Consider the following 15,281-nt stretch of genomic DNA (forward strand, 5'->3'; position numbering starts at 1 on the left):
TCCTTCGGGAGCCTTTTTCATGTTGACCCACGGCGCGCCAGCTTGGCCCGAGGCTACTCCGGTTGCGGGGCTATAGGAAAGAACACGCCCGCGCTCCACACCCCCAGCCAGGTCCGGCCATCCATCTCGCGCGGCACGGCCAGTTCGACCAGCTGATAAAACACATTGCGGTGGATCAAGGCCTCCAGGTTGGCGCGCACATGCACGTAGGGCGCAGGCTCCTGGGTCTGGGCATCCAGCTCGACCCGCAGCGGATGCTCCGCATCCGCCGTCACCTCGTCCTCGACGCTGGTGGTGAAGTGCAGCACCTGCGCCTCGCCCTCTCCGGCCACCCGCAGACCGACCGCGACGAAAGGCGCATCGTCGACCCGGATACCGACCTTCTCCACCGGGGTCACCAGGAAGTAGTCGTCGCCATCGCGGCGGATGATGCTCGAGAACAGCTTGACCATCGGCTTGCGCCCGATCGGCGTGCCCATGTAGAACCAGCTGCCGTCCCGGGCGATGCGCATGTCGATGTCACCGCAAAAGTCCGGATTCCACAGGTGCACCGGTGGCAAGCCCTTGGCCTTGCCCTGGGGAATCTGCGCCAGCAGGTCGCCGGCCTTGCCTGGATCACTCATAAACGCTCCTCAGCGACCGACCCCGAGCAGGCTGCGGGCGTAGTCATGCAGCGGCGGGCCGATCAGGTCTTGCGGTTGGGCATCGTAGAAGGTCAGAAAACCGCCGCGACTGCGGATGCGCGCGGTATCGACCAGGTAACGGGTATTGGTCTCGATCAGCATCAGCTGAATCACGCTGCGGTCCGTACCGAGCCGGTCCAGCGCCTCCTGATCGGCCCACTCGTCGGTCGTGCCGATGCGATCGTCGCTATAGGCGAAGCGACTGTACAGCAGATAATGCGCCCCGGCCTCCCGCGCCTGGCCCATGGCCTCTTCCAGGCCGGCGGGCGCCCGGGCCCGACGGACCATGGGAAAGTACTCGACGAAACCCTTGAAGGCCTCCTCGGCCACCACATTCGGTCTTGGGTAGCCGTGGCCCGGCGGCACGAAGTGGCCCTGGGCGATGTAGATGAAGGAGTCCTGCTGCAGGCGGCGCGAGGCCATGCGCTCGGTGCGGCCGTGGTCGAGTACGCCGGCATCGCGCAGATGGTATTCGGCCCCGTCGGCCAGGTCGCTGACCTTCATGCAGCCGCCCAGGGCCAGCAGCATCGGCAACAGCATCAGACTTCGCATCACCTTCCTCCCGTGGCCGGCGACGATAAACCGGCAGATGGCACTGCGATGCAGGTTCTGCGCCACAACACCGCCGGTAATCGACGACCGGCACCTAGCCGCCGATGATCTTCATGATCGTCGCGCCACCGGAGAAGGCCACCTCCTGCTTGTCGCCGAGCGCCTTGACCAGCAGCCGCTGCAGCGCCGGCAGCGCCTGGTGGCGTGGCTTGTCCAGCAGATCGCCGACGTAGTGGCGGTTGCTCGAGGACAGGCAGCCGTGCAGCCAGCCGGTGGAGGACAGGCGCAGGCGCGAGCAGGTCCGACAGAACGGCACACTCTCGTTGGCGATCACCCCGAAGAACCCCCGACCGGGGATCTCGTAACGCAGCGCGGTGGCATCCACCGGTGCGTCGGCCTGGACGAAGCCGTGACGCTCGCCGATCAGCGCCAGCAACTCGGGCATGCCGACGAACTGCTGGAGGAAGCCGTTGCCGTCACGGGCCAGGTGCCCCATGCGCATCAACTCGATGAAGCGCAGCTCGAAGCCGCGCTCCAGGCAGTACTCCAGCAGCGGCAGGACCTGGTCGAGGTTCTGCCCGCGCAGCGGCACCATGTTGACCTTGATCTTCAGCCCGGCCGCCCGCGCCTCGTCCATACCCGCCAGCACGCTGGCCAGGTCGCCGCCCCGGGCGATGGCGCGGAACGCGCCGGCATCGAGGGTATCCAGGGACAGGTTGAGACGGCGGATGCCGCACTCCAGCAGCAGCGGCAGCTTGCGCGAGAGCAGCTGACCGTTGCTGGTCAGGCTGATATCGGCCAGGCCGAGCCGCCCAACGCCCCGCAGGAAGGTCTCCAGCTTGGGGCTGACCAGCGGCTCGCCGCCGGTGATACGCAGCCGCTCGATGCCGGCGGCCTCGATCAGATAGGCCACCCCGCGTACCAGGGCGTCGGCGGACAACTCATCCTGGGCCGCCACCAGGCGCTTGCCATCAGGCACACAATAGGTACAGGCGTAATTGCAGGCCGCGGTCAGGCTGACCCGCAGGTTGCGAAAGCGTCTGCCTTGGCGATCAACGATCATGGAAGGCTCCGGCGATTGATGCCCCGAGTATATCGCCGCACAGGGGGACGACACATATGCCGCACGCGCTATTGACCGGCCGAATAACGTCACCCGGCGGGCGTTTCACCGTCGCGCTTGCGCTTGTTGCCCATGCGCACGCCGATATCCATGAGGAACTGGAAGAAACCCTCCTGATCCTCCAGCACGTTGCTCCAGAACGGCGAGTGGTAGAGCGCCACCGCACCGTGCACCAGGGCCCAGGCGGCGCAGTAGTGGAAGTACGGCGGGACGTCCTCCAACTTGCCTTCGGCGATCCGCCCCTTGATCAACTGGGTCAGGCGCTCGAAGTTGGACGCGCGGATCTTGTGCAGCTGCTCGACCATCTCCGGAACCTGGTTGCCCTTGACCACCTTCTCCTCCAGGCGGTCGAACAACCGGTAACGCTGCGGATCGCGCATGCGGAACTCGAAGTAGGCGCGCGACAACGCCTCCTTGTCGCGATCCACGTCGGCCGAGTGCAACAGCTCGTTCAGGTCGCGCTCGTAGTCGAGCATCAGGCGCAGGTAGATCTCCGCCTTGGACTTGAAGTGCTTGTAGATGGTGCCTTTGCCGATGCCGACCGCGTCGGCAATCATCTCGACGGTCACGCTGTCTTCGCCCTGCTCCAGGAACAATTTCAGCGCGGTATCGAGAATTTCCTGCTCGCGACGACGAAACTCACGGACCTTACGGGGTTCTTTCTGCATACAAGGACTAAGAGATCAAAAATCGAAGCGAGCTATTATGCCTATCTAGCGTCAAATTGCACGGATCATCCGACCATGTATGCCATTCGTGATGAGTTTCCCCAGGTCGCCGGCTTGCGCTACCTGAACCATGCCGCAGTCGCCCCCTGGCCGCGTCGCGCGGTAGCCGCCGTGGGCCGCTTCGCCGAGCAGAACGCCCGCCACGGCGCCCGCGACTACCCGCTCTGGCTGCAGGTGGAGAACAGCCTGCGCGAGCGCCTGGCGCGCCTGCTCAACGCACCGAGCAGCGCCGACATCGCCCTGGTCAAGAACACCTCTGAGGCACTGTCCTTCGTGGCCTTCGGCCTGGACTGGAAACCGGGCGACCAGGTGGTGATCAGTGACGAGGAATTCCCCTCCAACCGCGTGGCCTGGGAGGCGCTTAGGCCGCAGGGCGTGGAAGTGCTGCAGATCGGCCTGCACGGCAAAGACCCCGAGGCCAGGCTGCTCGCGGCCTGCGGTCCGCGCACGCGCCTGCTGGCGATCAGCGCGGTGCAGTACGCCAGCGGCCTGCGCCTCGACCTCGAACGCCTCGGCCACGGTTGCCGCCAGCGCGGCGTGCTGTTCTGCGTCGATGCGATCCAGCAGCTCGGCGCCCTGCCCTTCGACGTGCAGAGCGGCCAGTGCGACTTCGCCATGGCCGACGGGCACAAATGGTTGCTCGGCCCGGAAGGCCTGGGCGTCTTCTATTGCCGCAGCGAACTGCGCGAACAGCTGAGGCTGCATGAATACGGCTGGCACATGCTCGAGCACCCCGGCGACTACCAGCGCAAGGACTGGCAGGTAGCCAGAAGCGCCCGCCGCTTCGAGTGCGGCAGCCCCAACATGCTCGGCGCCATGGCCCTGGAAGCCAGCCTGTCGCTGCTCGAGGAGGTCGGCATGGAGGACGTGGGGCGGGCCGTTCAGGAGCGCACCCAATGGCTGCTCGAGGGTCTGGCCGGGCTTCCCGGCCTCAGCCTGCACAGTCCGCGCAACCCGGCGCGGCGCGCCGGCATCGTCACCTTCAGCCTGGCCGGCTGGAACAATCAGGCGCTGTACGACCGACTGAGGCGTGAACAGGTCATCTGCGCCCAGCGCGGCGGCGGCATCCGCCTGTCGCCACACTTCTACAGCGAAGGCCGGATAATCGAGGAAACCCTGCTGCTGTTGCACCGCCTGGCGGCGGCTTGAGAACTCAACAGATGCCCCGGTATTCCAAATCTGTTTAAAAAGGCGCCGAACCGCGGTGGACGATCGGGAATCTTCGCCAATACTAAGAGGTACTGGTGCGTGGCATCTCCCCCCAAGTGCCCCGCCAGGCAAGGTACCGTGGACCGCGTACCTTGATTTACTCCTAATGGTCTTAACCCGGATTCATCCCCCAGAACCCGGGTTTTTTTTGCCCGGGCCCCGGGCAGCTAGCCGCCTCCCGCTCTCCGACTAAGCGACCCGCGCCAGCGGGAACAGACGCTTGAAGTTGGCGGTGGTCTGCTCGGCCAGGGCCTCGAAACTCACGCCACGCAGAACGGCCAGGTACTCGGCCACCTCGCGCACGTATTCAGGCAGGTTGGGCTTGCCACGATACGGCACCGGGGCCAGGTAGGGCGAGTCGGTCTCCACCAGCAGGCGGTCGGCCGGCACCTGGCGGGCGACTTCACGCAACGCCTCGGCATTGCGGAAGGTGACGATGCCGGACAGGGAGATATAGAAACCCAGATCCAGCGCCGCCTTGGCCATCGCCCAATCCTCGGTGAAGCAGTGCAGCACGCCGGCTTGCGGCAACGCGGCCTCGCGCAGCAGCGCCAGGGTGTCGGCACGCGCCTCGCGGGTGTGCACGATCACCGGCTTGCCGCTGAGCCGGGCGGCTTGCAGGTGCAGGCGGAACGCCTGCTGCTGGGCCTGTGCGGCCTGCGGCTCGTAGTGATAGTCCAGCCCGGTCTCGCCGATGGCCACCACATGGGGATGATTGAGCTCGGCCAGCAGCCAGTCCAGGGCGGGCGCCGCGCCAGGCTGCAGATCCAGCGGGTGCACACCCACCGAGCAGTCGACGTCGGCGTAGCGCTCGGCCAGCCCCCTGACCGCCGCGGCATTGTCGGCACTCACGCCAATACAGAGAAAATGCCCGACGCCGCGCGCCCGGGCAGCCTCCAGCGCCGCATCGAGCGATCCGTTGTGGGCGGCCAGATCGAGGCGGTCGAGGTGACAGTGGGAATCAACCAACATGGATAGCAATCACTTGAGAATCGATGCAGACGACGGCATCGCGGGCGCGGACGCCCAGGTGAAAGGGAACGGCCTACATGGTGTGGGTCGGACGGTCCGACTTCAGGGCCCCCGCCAGGTAGGTTTCGATCTTGTTGCGCGCGGTGTTGTCGCCCTCGTTGAACTGCACGCCCACGCCCGCGGCGCGGTTGCCCTGGGCGCCCTTGGGGGTGATCCACACCACCTTGCCGGCGACCGGAATCTTCTCCGGCTCATCCATCAGGTTGAGCAGCATGAACACCTCATCGCCGAGCTTGTAGCTCTTGTTGGTCGGAATGAACAGCCCACCGTTCTTGATGAAGGGCATGTAGGCGGCATAGAGCACGGACTTGTCCTTGATGGTCAGGGACAAGATTCCATTACGCGGACCCAAGTTAGGTGGCAAGCTCATGCGGCATTCCCGGTGTCATTACTCAATGGCCGATTCTAGCCCGGTCCGGGCAGGCTTGCCCACCGCACCAGCAGTGCTTCGAGAAGCAACACACTGTTCAGGTTGGCCTTGCCCAGCACTTTCTGCCGCTGCTGCAACAGCCAGTCCTGGATCTCCAGCACCCGGGCCTGCGGCGTCTTGTCGGCCAGGTACTGCACCACTTTGCGCATGTCCTCGAGCCCCAGCCCCTGCTCGTCCCGGGTCAACTGGTAGCGCAGCATCGACTGCGCCCAGTCGCAGAACCAGTCGAACAGCATCGGCAGCGGCAGATTTTTCCAGGCCTCGGCCAGCTGGCTGGCGGCAGCCTGCTGCTTGAGCAGCTTCTTCACCCCCTCCACCACCAGGGCCCGCTGCTCGCGCACCCCCTGTTGCTGCAAGGCGCGCGCGGTCAGTGGCGAGCCACCGGCCAGGCTCAGCAACTCGCGGCACTCCTCTTCCCCGCACTCCGGCAGGGCCTGGGCCAGCCAGGCCAGGCTGGTCGCCGCATCCGGAAGCGGGCAGGCCTGCTGCACGCAGCGACTCTTGATGGTCGGCAGCAGCCGACTCGGCTGGTGGCTGAGCAGCAGCAGCACCGTGTCCCCGGAGGGCTCTTCCAGGCTCTTGAGCAGGGCATTAGAGGCGGCCAGGGTCATGTCCTCCGCCGGCGGCTCGGCGATCAGTACCACTTTGCGTCCGCTCAGCTGCGCGGTCTTGTTGACGAAACCGATCAACTCGCGAACATCGTCGACGCCGACGCTTTTCTTGTCCCCGCTCGGCTTGAGCTCGAAGCGGTCCGGATGACTGCCCACCGCCAGCAGGTGGCAGCCCTTGCACTGCCCGCACGCCTCCAGGCCCGCCGGCTGCTGGCACAGCAGGCGTGCCAGCAGGCGCTCGGCGAGGGCACGCTTGCCGATTCCGGCAGGCCCCAGCAGCAGGTAGGCATGGGCATACTGGGTGCGCCCGGCGAGCTGCCGCCACAGCGCATCCTGCCAGGGATAGGCTTCAGCCACGGCACAGCTCCAGGATCTGCGGCAGCAGAGCGTCCAGGGCCTGCTGCACCTGGTTCAGGGGCTGCGCGGCGTCCAGTATTCGATAACGCTGGGGCTGCGACTCGGCGCGGCGCAGGTAGGTTTGGCGTACCGCCTCGAAGAAGGCCCGCCCCTCCTGCTCGAAGCGATCCAGGCGCCCCCGGGCCGCCGCCCGCGCCAGGCCGACCTCGACCGGCAGGTCGAAGACCAGGGTCAGGTCCGGCCGCAGGTCGCCCTGCACATAGTCCTCGAGCACCGCGATGCGCGCCTCCGGCAACCCGCGACCGCCCCCCTGGTAGGCATAGGTGGCATCGGTGAATCGATCGCAGAGCACCACGCAGCCGCGCGCCAGGGCTGGCCGGATCACCCGCTCGAGGTGCTGGGCCCGCGCCGCGAACACCAGCAGCAACTCGGTATCGGCCGCCATCGGCTCGTCGCTCGGCGCCAGCAGCAACTCGCGCACACGCTCCGCCAGCGGCGTGCCACCGGGCTCACGGCTGAGCAGCACGTCGATGCCGCACTCGCGCAGGCGCGCCGCCAGGTAGTCGCGATTGGTGCTCTTGCCGGCCCCTTCCGGGCCCTCCAGGGTGATAAACAGACCGCTCACGGGGCGTCCTTCTGATGGCTTGACTGTGTAGGTGCGGGACTGGAGCGGTAGTCCGCACGGCGATTGAGCTGATAGGCGCGCACCGCCCGATTGTGCGCCTCCAGGGTCTCGGAGAAGACGTGGCTGCCGTCGCCCCGGGCCACGAAATACAGGCTCTTGCCCGCCACCGGATGCAAGGCCGCATGGATCGCCTCGCGCCCGACCAGGGCAATCGGGGTCGGCGGCATGCCGTCGATCACATAGGTGTTGTAGGGCGTGGGCTCACGCAGATGGGCGCGGGACAGCTTGCCGTTGTAGCGCTCGCCCAGGCCGTAGATGACCGTCGGATCGGTCTGCAGGCGCATGCCGCTGCGCAGCCGGCGCACGAACACCCCGGCGATTGCGCCCCGCTCCTCCGGCACCCCGGTCTCCTTTTCGATCATCGAGGCCATGATCAGAGCCTCGTACGGTTCCCCGTAGGGCAGGCCTTCGGCACGCCCGGCCCACTCCTCGGCCAGTACCCGCTCCAGGCGGGCATAGGCCTGCCTGAGCAGGTCCAGATCGCTGGTGCCGCGCACGTAGCGATAGGTATCGGGGAAGAAGCGCCCCTCCGGGTTGACCCCGGGCAGGCCGAGGCGCTCCATCAACTGCGCATCGCTCAGCCCGGCCAGGCTCGACTCGAGCTTGGCCTCACGCTCCAACGCGGCACGCACCTGGCGAAAGTTCCAGCCCTCCACCAGGGTCAGGCTGTACTGCACCACGTCGCCGCGGCGCCACTGCACCAGCATATCGTTCACCGTCTGGCCGGGCGTCAGGCGGTATTCGCCGCTGTGCAGAGGCTGGCCGCGCAGATTGAAGCGCCAGTAGAGGCGCAGCCAGAATGCGTCCTGCAGGACCCCCTCGGCTTGCAGGCGATTGAGCACGCCGCCCGGTGTCGCACCGGCCGGCACCTCGAGCAGGCGCTCATCGCCCAGCCGCAGAGGCTGGTGCAGCGCCTCGTGCTGCTGCCAGGCGGCGAAAACCAGCAGCAAGCCGGCCAACAAAACGCCGGCCTCCAACAGCAGCAAAATCTTGCGTATCACAGATCAGCAGTCCAGTAGATCGCGGGCTATGGCCTGCAGTTTACGGGTGAGCGGGCCCACCGGCCAGTCGCGATCCCGCAGTCGCCGAACCGGCCACACCCCATAGAGGCTATTGCACATGAAGACCTCGTCGGCGCCCAGCAGCTCGGCCAGATCCAGGTCGCGCACCTCGCAGGCCATGCCGAGGGTGGCGGCTTGTGCCAGCAGCTCCGCACGCATCACCCCGGCCACGCCGCAACGGGACAGATCCGCGGTCAGCAGCGTGCCATCCTTGAACAGGAACAGGTTGCTGAAGACCCCCTCGATCACCCGCCCCGCCGCATCCAGCATCAAGCCCTCGGCGTGTTCGTCATCCTGCCACTCACCGCGAGCCAGCACCTGCTCCAGCCGGTTGAGATGCTTCAGCCCGGCCAGCAGCGGCTGCTCCGCCAGGCGCGTCGCACAGGGAAACAGATGCACACCCTGCTCGGCATGCTGCGACGGGTAGGCCGGCTTCGGGCCGCCCAGCAAGAGCCGCCGCGTCATCGCCGGCTGCGGTGGCGCATAGCCACGCAGGCCGTCGCCACGGGTGAGGATCAGCTTGGCCACGCCCTCGCCCAACTGCTGGCTGAAGGCGAGCAGTTCGTTGCGCAGCGAGGTCGCCTCGAGGGGCAGTTGCAGGCGCACGCAACCCTCGGCCAAACGCGCCAGGTGCCGCTCCAGCAACGCGGGCCGGCCGCCACTGACGGCGATGGTCTCGAACAGACCGTCGCCGTAGGCCAGGCCGCGGTCCCTGACGGACAGCAGCTCGGCCGGACGGCCGTCGATCCAGCTCAGCATCAACCGGCGAACCGGCGGAACACCAGCGAGCCGTTGGTGCCGCCGAAGCCGAAGGAGTTGGACAGCACCACGTCGATATCCAGCGCCTTGGCCTGGTGCGGCACGAAGTCGAGGTCGCAGGCCGCGTCCGGCTCGTCCAGGTTGATGGTCGGCGGGGCCACCTGCTCACGCAGCGCCAGCACGCTGAAGATCGCCTCCACCGCCCCCGCCGCGCCGAGCAGGTGCCCGGTCATCGATTTGGTCGAGCTGACCGCGAGGCGATAGGCATGTTCGCCGAACACCGACTTGATCGCCGCCACTTCGGCCTTGTCCCCGGCGGACGTCGAGGTGCCATGGGCATTGATGTACTGCACCTGGCTGGCATCGACCCCGGCGTCGCGCAGGGCGTTGGCCATGCAGCGGGCCGCTCCCGCTCCGTCCTCCGGTGGCGAGGTCATGTGGAAGGCGTCGCCGCTCATGCCGAAACCGATCAGCTCGGCGTAGATGGTCGCGCCGCGCGCCTTGGCGTGCTCCAATTCCTCCAGCACCAGGGTGCCGGCGCCGTCGGACAGCACGAAGCCGTCGCGGTCCTTGTCCCACGGACGACTGGCCTTGGTCGGCTCGTCGTTGCGGGTCGACAGCGCCCGCGCCGCGGCGAAGCCGCCGATGCCCAGGCCGCAGGCGGCCATTTCGGCGCCTCCGGCGACCATGACGTCCGCCTCGCCATAGGCGATATTGCGGGCCGCCATGCCGATGCAGTGGGTGCCGGTGGTGCAGGCCGTGGCGATGGCGTAGTTGGGCCCCTGCAGTCCCAAGTGGATCGACAGGAAGCCGGAAATCATGTTGATGATCGAGCCCGGCACGAAGAACGGCGAGATGCGTCTCGGCCCCTGCTCGTGCAGCGACTTGCAGCTGTTCTCGATGTTGGTCAGGCCGCCGATGCCGGAGCCCAGCGCCACACCGATGCGCTCGCGATTGGCATCGGTCACTTCCAGGCCGGAGTCACGCACGGCCTGGAAACTGGCCGCCAGTCCGTACTGGATGAACAGATCGAGCTTGCGCGCCTCCTTGGCCGACAGGTACTGCTCGACGTCAAAGCCCTTCACCGAACCGCCGAAGCGGGTGGAGTAGGCGGACAGGTCCATGTGCTCGATCAGGCCGATGCCGCTGCGCCCGGCCAAAATGCCCTGCCAGCTGCTCGGCACATCGTTACCCAGCGGCGACACCATGCCCATACCGGTAACCACGACGCGTCTACGCGACACAGCAATCTCCTCTTGTTTCGATTTACAACGCTTGGAATGCGCTTAAAGAAAAGCCGCACGCCCGATGAAGGCGTGCGGCTTTTCCTGGTCGGGATTCGACGATTCGCTTATTGCGCGTGCGCAGTCACGTAATCGATCGCTTCCTGAACGGTGGTGATCTTCTCAGCTTGCTCGTCCGGGATCTCGGTCTCGAATTCCTCTTCGAGGGCCATCACCAGCTCAACGGTATCAAGAGAGTCGGCACCCAGGTCTTCGACGAAGGAAGCGCTGTTGGTTACTTCCTCTTCTTTGACGCCAAGCTGCTCGGCAACGATCTTCTTGACGCGTTCTTCGATGGTGCTCATACCTTGTTCTCACTCCTAATGGGACAAATCCAGGCCACTGGTCTGCGGCCAAGTGTATAGAAAGGGTTTTTAGCATTTCAAGCTGAATGCCGGGGTGCCCCCCAGGAACACGTCGACGACCTGCCTATAAACCTGTTGCAGCTATATATCGGATTTTAGACAGCGTCTATGACAGTTTTCCGAAGGCATCCGTCACATTCAGCTCATGTACATACCGCCGTTCACAGGGATAGTAGCCCCTGTGACGTAGGCTGCGCCATCAGAAGCGAGGAAAGCGACCACTTTTGCGATCTCTTCGGCCTGCCCCAGACGGCCCAGCGGAATCTGCGTCAGCAGCGCTTCGCGCTGAGCTTCCGGCAGTTCACGGGTCATGTCGGTGTCGATGAACCCAGGCGCCACCGCGTTCACGGTGATCGCCCGCGAGCCGACTTCCCGAGCCAGCGCACGACCAAAGCCTTCCAGCCCGGCCTTGGCCGCGGCGTAGTTTACCTGTCCGGCGTTGCCCATGGCGCCGACCACCGATCCGATATTGATGATGCGGCCGAAGCGCGCCTTGGTCATGCCGCGCAGCACGGCCTTGGACAGACGATACAGACTGTTCAGGTTGGTATTGATGACGTCGAACCACTCGTCGTCCTTCATCCGCAGCATCAGGTTATCGCGGGTGATGCCGGCGTTGTTGACCAGGATCAATGGCTGACCCAAGTGCTGCTGAATATGCTCCAGCGTGCTGGCCACCGATTCGTCGTTACCGACATCCAGGACCAGGCCGGCGCCCTCGACGCCATTGGCCTTCAGGGTTTCGGCGATGCGCTCGGCACCGGCGGCGGACGTCGCCGTGCCGATGACCACGGCGCCTTGGCGCCCCAGCTCCAGGGCGATGGCCTGGCCGATACCGCGGCTCGCACCGGTGACCAGGGCAACTTTACCTTGCAGGCTCATAAAAACCTCTCCTCAATCAGGCCAAGGCCGCACGACTGGCGGCGAAGGCGTCTGGGGTATCCAAATTATGGGTATTGATGCCTTTGACGCAGCGCTTGTTCAGCCCCGACAACACCTTGCCCGGACCACACTCGAGCAGATCGGTCACGCCCTGCCCGGCCAGGCAGACCATCGACTCGACCCAGCGTACCGGGCTGTAGAGCTGAGCCAGCAAATCGCGCTTGAGCGCCTCCAGGTCGGCCACCGCGGCCGCACTGACATTCTGCACCAGGGGAATCTGCGGCGCCTGCCAGGCGATTGCCGCCACCGCCTCGGCGAAACGCTCGGCCGCCGGGCGCATCAGGGCGCAGTGCGACGGCACGCTCACCGGCAGGGGCATGGCTCGCTTGGCGCCACGCGCCTTGCAGGCCTCGACCGCACGCGCCACCGCGGCCGCGGCGCCCGCGATCACCACCTGGCCCGGCGCATTGAAATTGACCGCACTGACCACCTCGCCCTGCGCCGCCTCGGCACAGGCAGCCAACACGTCGGCGTCTTCCAGGCCCAGGATGGCCGCCATGCCCCCCTGGCCGGCCGGAACTGCCTGCTGCATCAACTGGCCACGGTGCTCGACCAGCTTCACCGCCGCGGCGAAGTCCAGGCTGCCGGCGGCCACCAGGGCCGAGTATTCACCCAGGCTGTGGCCGGCGACGAACGCCGGGCGCTGGCCGCCTTCGGCCAGCCACAGGCGCCACAAGGCGATGGAAGCCGCGAGGATCGCCGGCTGCGTCCTGTCGGTCTGGTTCAGCTGTTCTTCCGGCCCCTGCTGGGTCAGGGCCCACAGGTCGTAACCGAGGGCATCGGAAGCTTCGGCGAAGGTATCGACGATCGACTGCTGCTGAGCGCCATGCTCGGCCAGCATCGCCAGAGACTGGGAGCCCTGGCCGGGAAAGACAAAAGCGAGGGATGCAGACATGTAAACGATTCCCTAGTGGTCTTAGCATCGGGGAGTTGCGACAAGGCATAGCCAAACGCAACAAACTGACAGTTGGATGACAGGCCACCGGCCTCGGTCACATCCTAGAGCAACAGATCCTCGAGGCGGCCATGCAGGCGCTGCGGCAGATTCTCCTCCACCTCCAGCAAGGCCCGGCGAATCGCACTCCGGAAGCCTTCCTGCCCCGCCGCCCCGTGACTCTTCACCACGATACCCTGCAAGCCGAGAAAGCTCGCGCCATTATGCCGTGCAGGGGTCAGCTCGGCGCGCAAACGCCGCAGCAGCGGCAACGCCAGCGCCCCGACCAGGCGTGCGCCAGCGCCCTCGCTGAACAGCGTCCCGATGCGCGCAGAGATCATCTGCGCCAGCCCCTCGCTGGACTTGAGCAGGATATTGCCGACGAAACCGTCGCACACCACCACATCAGCCTCGCCGCGATACAGGCCGTCACCCTCGATAAAACCGCTGTAGTTCAGGCCGACGGCCTGCTGCAACAGGCTCGCCGCCAGCTTGACCTGCTGATTGCCCTTGATGTCCTCGGTGCCGACATTGAGCAGCGCCACCCGAGGCCGCACCACCCCCATCGCCTCGGCAGCCACGGAGCCCATCACGGCGAACTGATAGAGGTGTTCGGCACTGCAATCGACGTTCGCCCCCAGATCGAGCAACTGGCAATGCCCCTTGCGGGTCGGCACGGCCGCCATCATGGCGGGCCGATCGATGCCGGGCAGCGTTTTCAACACATAGCGCGACAGCGCCATCAGGGCCCCGGTATTGCCGGCACTGACGCAAGCCTGGGCCCGACCGCTGCGCACCAACTCCAAGGCGACACGCATCGAGGCGTCCGGCTTGTTGCGCAGGGCCTGCGCCGGACGCTCGTCCATGCCGATCACTTCGCCGGCATGCTCGACGCGCAGGCGTGCGCGATCGACCCCGGGACTTCGGGCGAGCAGTTCTTCAATAAGGGGGGCTTGGCCGACAAGGACCAGGTGCAGCGAGGGGTATTCGGCCAGACAGGCGATACTGGCTGGAACAATGCAGTGGGGACCGAAGTCCCCACCCATTGCATCAATCGCGATGATCGGAGCGGACAAGGATTACTCGTCGGCGCCCTTGTCGATCACTTTGCGACCACGGTAAACACCTTCCGGCGAAACATGGTGGCGCAGGTGTACTTCACCGGTGCTCTTCTCGACGGACAGCGCATTGCTCTCGAGGGCATCGTGCGAGCGACGCATGTCGCGAGCGGAGCGGGATTTTTTGTTCTGCTGAACAGCCATAACTAATTAACTCCTAAACGTTTGGGTCACGCTTTAACTGTGCCAATACACTGAACGGGTTGGACCGCGTTACCTCGTCCTCGCTCGGCGCGGGCTCTTCGAGGCCGGCCGGCTGCTGGCAATCTTCAGGATCATGGGCCGGCACTATGGGCAAGGCGAGCAGCAGCTCATCCTCGACCAGCGCCAGCAGATCCAATGGCTCTTCACCCAACTCCAGCACGTCATAGCCTTTCGGCACAGACTGGGTATTCGCACCTTCTTTCACCACAGCGTAATCACACGCGCTTTGGATCGGCAGAGCGACCAACTCCAGACAACGCTGGCAAACCATCTTGACCTCGACCTCGAGCTCGCTATGCATAACCACTGCATTGCGCTCATCGCGCTCGAAGACAAACTTCGCGCTCACCCTGCCGGCATTATCGGCAAGCGAATCGCAGAGCCTGTGCAAATCGGCCAGCGCCACCACTCCCTCGAGAGCAGTGCCACGATCGGCCAGTTTGCGCGGATCAACGTGAGGTGGAATCGGACCATTCGACATAGGCGCCGCATTCTAGGGATGCGCCCACCCCCTGTCAAAGGAAATTCGGCCTGTCCAGCATCCAGGGCGACCGCTAGAATCACCCTCCCTTTATAAGGAGTACAACATGCTGCCCCTGGTGCTCGCCTCCAGCTCCCCCTATCGCCGCGAACTCCTCGCCCGCCTGCGCCAACCCTTCACCTGGAGCGCGCCGGCGATCGACGAGAGCCGCCTGCCGAACGAGGACGCGAGCGGCCTGGTTCGCCGCCTGGCCGAGGAGAAAGCCCGCGCAATCAGCACCAGCCACCCCCAGCATCTGATCATCGGCTCCGACCAGGTCGCCACCCTCGACCAGGAGATCCTCGGCAAACCCCATGGCTTCGAACGGGCTCGCGAACAGCTGCTCGCCGCCAGCGGCCGTAGCGTGACCTTCCTTACCGGCCTGGCCCTGCTCAACAGCGACACCGGCCACTGCCAGGTCGACTGCATCCCCTTCACCGTGCACTTTCGCCAACTCGGCGAGCCTCAGATCAGGCGCTACCTGGAAGCCGAACAGCCCTACGACTGCGCCGGCAGCTTCAAGGCAGAAGGCCTGGGCATCAGCCTGTTCCGCAGCACCGAGGGCAGCGACGTCAACAGCCTGATCGGTTTGCCACTGATCCGCCTGGTGGACATGCTGCACCAGGCCGGCATCGACATCCCCTGAACTCAAACAAAGAAGCCCGGTCAAGACCGGGCTTCTGCG

At 65.7% G+C, this 15,281-nt stretch carries 19 protein-coding genes; 2 read left to right on the plus strand and 17 right to left on the minus strand.

Going from position 1 to position 15,281, the window contains the following annotated elements; genetic code table 11:
• Positions 1-53 precede the first annotated feature (53 nt).
• From I0D00_RS04425 to I0D00_RS04440, 4 genes are all read right to left on the minus strand, one after another.
• Positions 54-623, minus strand: coding sequence for a DUF1285 domain-containing protein (locus I0D00_RS04425; protein ID WP_213638531.1), 570 nt, complete (start codon positions 621-623; stop codon positions 54-56).
• A gap of 9 nt (positions 624-632) precedes the next feature.
• On the minus strand, positions 633-1,235 hold the full coding sequence (locus tag I0D00_RS04430; RefSeq protein WP_213638532.1) for a DUF4823 domain-containing protein: 603 nt from the start codon (positions 1,233-1,235) through the stop codon (positions 633-635).
• A 94-nt stretch (positions 1,236-1,329) separates the two neighbouring features.
• The gene (locus I0D00_RS04435) at positions 1,330-2,298 is read right to left on the minus strand and encodes a GTP 3',8-cyclase MoaA (protein ID WP_213638533.1); all 969 of its coding nucleotides are present in this window, start codon (positions 2,296-2,298) and stop codon (positions 1,330-1,332) included.
• Between the two features lie 89 nt (positions 2,299-2,387).
• On the minus strand, positions 2,388-3,026 hold the full coding sequence (locus I0D00_RS04440; RefSeq protein WP_213638534.1) for a TetR/AcrR family transcriptional regulator: 639 nt from the start codon (positions 3,024-3,026) through the stop codon (positions 2,388-2,390).
• Between the two features lie 75 nt (positions 3,027-3,101).
• Between I0D00_RS04440 and I0D00_RS04445 the strand changes: the two genes are divergently transcribed.
• Positions 3,102-4,235: an aminotransferase class V-fold PLP-dependent enzyme gene (locus tag I0D00_RS04445; RefSeq protein WP_213638535.1), complete on the plus strand. Its 1,134-nt coding sequence runs from the start codon at positions 3,102-3,104 to the stop codon at positions 4,233-4,235.
• A 249-nt stretch (positions 4,236-4,484) separates the two neighbouring features.
• Here the strand turns inward: I0D00_RS04445 and I0D00_RS04450 are convergent, their stop codons facing one another.
• The 13 genes from I0D00_RS04450 to I0D00_RS04510 all read right to left on the minus strand — a co-directional run bounded on the left by I0D00_RS04450 (position 4,485) and on the right by I0D00_RS04510 (position 14,557).
• A complete protein-coding gene (locus I0D00_RS04450) occupies positions 4,485-5,267 on the minus strand; it encodes a TatD family hydrolase (RefSeq protein WP_213638536.1) in 783 nt (260 codons plus the stop codon).
• A 73-nt stretch (positions 5,268-5,340) separates the two neighbouring features.
• Positions 5,341-5,697, minus strand: a complete 357-nt coding sequence (locus I0D00_RS04455) for a PilZ domain-containing protein (RefSeq protein WP_042556691.1) — start codon at positions 5,695-5,697, stop codon at positions 5,341-5,343.
• A gap of 35 nt (positions 5,698-5,732) precedes the next feature.
• A complete protein-coding gene (locus tag I0D00_RS04460) occupies positions 5,733-6,725 on the minus strand; it encodes a DNA polymerase III subunit delta' (protein ID WP_213638537.1) in 993 nt (330 codons plus the stop codon).
• Positions 6,718-7,350 carry a dTMP kinase gene (gene tmk / locus I0D00_RS04465; RefSeq protein ID WP_213638538.1) on the minus strand — a complete coding sequence of 211 codons (633 nt, stop codon included), beginning with the start codon at positions 7,348-7,350 and terminating at the stop codon, positions 6,718-6,720. The genes I0D00_RS04460 and tmk overlap by 8 nt, the downstream gene beginning before the upstream one ends.
• Entirely contained in the window at positions 7,347-8,411 is a 1,065-nt protein-coding gene (mltG, locus tag I0D00_RS04470) for an endolytic transglycosylase MltG (RefSeq protein ID WP_213638539.1), read from the minus strand. Before mltG ends, tmk begins: the two co-directional genes overlap by 4 nt.
• A 3-nt stretch (positions 8,412-8,414) precedes the next feature.
• Complete coding sequence (pabC, locus tag I0D00_RS04475; RefSeq protein WP_213638540.1) at positions 8,415-9,230, minus strand: aminodeoxychorismate lyase; 816 nt, start codon at positions 9,228-9,230, stop codon at positions 8,415-8,417.
• Positions 9,230-10,474 (minus strand): beta-ketoacyl-ACP synthase II, encoded by a 1,245-nt coding sequence (fabF, locus tag I0D00_RS04480; RefSeq protein WP_213638541.1) that lies wholly within the window; start codon positions 10,472-10,474, stop codon positions 9,230-9,232. The genes pabC and fabF overlap by 1 nt, the downstream gene beginning before the upstream one ends.
• A gap of 107 nt (positions 10,475-10,581) precedes the next feature.
• Positions 10,582-10,818, minus strand: coding sequence for an acyl carrier protein (gene acpP, locus I0D00_RS04485; RefSeq protein WP_003245177.1), 237 nt, complete (start codon positions 10,816-10,818; stop codon positions 10,582-10,584).
• Positions 10,819-11,016: 198 nt separating this feature from the next.
• Complete coding sequence (gene fabG / locus I0D00_RS04490) at positions 11,017-11,760, minus strand: 3-oxoacyl-ACP reductase FabG (protein ID WP_213638542.1); 744 nt, start codon at positions 11,758-11,760, stop codon at positions 11,017-11,019.
• A gap of 16 nt (positions 11,761-11,776) precedes the next feature.
• Positions 11,777-12,715 carry an ACP S-malonyltransferase gene (fabD, locus tag I0D00_RS04495; RefSeq protein ID WP_213638543.1) on the minus strand — a complete coding sequence of 313 codons (939 nt, stop codon included), beginning with the start codon at positions 12,713-12,715 and terminating at the stop codon, positions 11,777-11,779.
• 104 nt (positions 12,716-12,819) lie between these two features.
• Positions 12,820-13,830: a phosphate acyltransferase PlsX gene (gene plsX / locus I0D00_RS04500; RefSeq protein ID WP_274611215.1), complete on the minus strand. Its 1,011-nt coding sequence runs from the start codon at positions 13,828-13,830 to the stop codon at positions 12,820-12,822.
• A gap of 3 nt (positions 13,831-13,833) precedes the next feature.
• Positions 13,834-14,016: a 50S ribosomal protein L32 gene (rpmF, locus tag I0D00_RS04505; RefSeq protein WP_213638544.1), complete on the minus strand. Its 183-nt coding sequence runs from the start codon at positions 14,014-14,016 to the stop codon at positions 13,834-13,836.
• 13 nt (positions 14,017-14,029) lie between these two features.
• Complete coding sequence (locus I0D00_RS04510; RefSeq protein ID WP_213638545.1) at positions 14,030-14,557, minus strand: YceD family protein; 528 nt, start codon at positions 14,555-14,557, stop codon at positions 14,030-14,032.
• A gap of 106 nt (positions 14,558-14,663) precedes the next feature.
• On the opposite strand from I0D00_RS04510, the gene I0D00_RS04515 reads away from it, so the two are divergent.
• Entirely contained in the window at positions 14,664-15,242 is a 579-nt protein-coding gene (locus tag I0D00_RS04515; protein WP_213638546.1) for a Maf family protein, read from the plus strand.
• The last annotated feature ends 39 nt before the right edge of the window (positions 15,243-15,281 follow it).

Source organism: Pseudomonas lalucatii, assembly GCF_018398425.1.
Taxonomy (GTDB): domain Bacteria; phylum Pseudomonadota; class Gammaproteobacteria; order Pseudomonadales; family Pseudomonadaceae; genus Aquipseudomonas; species Aquipseudomonas lalucatii.